Source organism: Streptomyces malaysiense, assembly GCF_000980885.2.
In the GTDB taxonomy this organism is placed as follows: Bacteria; Actinomycetota; Actinomycetes; order Streptomycetales; family Streptomycetaceae; genus Streptomyces; species Streptomyces malaysiense.
Genome location: NZ_LBDA02000151.1, coordinates 1 through 615 on the forward strand (window position 1 = coordinate 1; position 615 = coordinate 615).

Below are 615 nucleotides of genomic sequence, written 5' to 3' on the forward strand. Positions count from 1 at the left end.
CATCAGCGGCCGAAGCTGGAGCACTACGGCAACACCCTGTTCGCGGTGTTCAAAACCGTCTGCTACGTCGAACACGAACGGCTCACGGCCACCAGCGAGGTGGTGAACACCGGCGAGATCATGGCCTTCGTCGGCGAGGACTTCGTCATCACGGTGCGGCACGGCCGGCACGGCTCGCTGGGGCCGTTGCGCGAGGAGCTGGAGGCGCACCCGCACCAGCTCTCCAGGGGCCCGGCGGCGGTGCTGCACGCACTGGCGGACCATGTCGTGGACGGCTATCTCAGCGTTACGGACGCGGTGCAGGGCGACATCGACCAGGTGGAGACGGAGGTGTTCTCGGAGGGAGGCGCACGGCTCGACCCGGGGCGCATCTACCAGATGAAGCGTGAACTGCTCGAGCTGAAGCGGGCGGTGATGCCGCTGGCCCGCCCCGTGGAGGACCTGGCCACCCGCCCCCTACGGGTCGTCGCCCCGGACATACAGGCGTACTTCCGGGATGTGCTCGACCACCTGACCCGGGCCAAGGAGCAGATAGCCGCCTTCGACGAACTACTCAACTCCATCCTCCAGGCGCACCTCGCGCAGGTGACAGTCGCGCAGAACGAGGACATGCGG

General features: G+C 67.5%; 1 protein-coding gene. It reads left to right on the plus strand.

What is annotated here, in order from left to right; genetic code table 11:
• Positions 1-615 (plus strand): magnesium and cobalt transport protein CorA (locus tag VT52_RS34420; protein WP_143070971.1); only part of this gene is annotated, 615 nt, incomplete at both ends.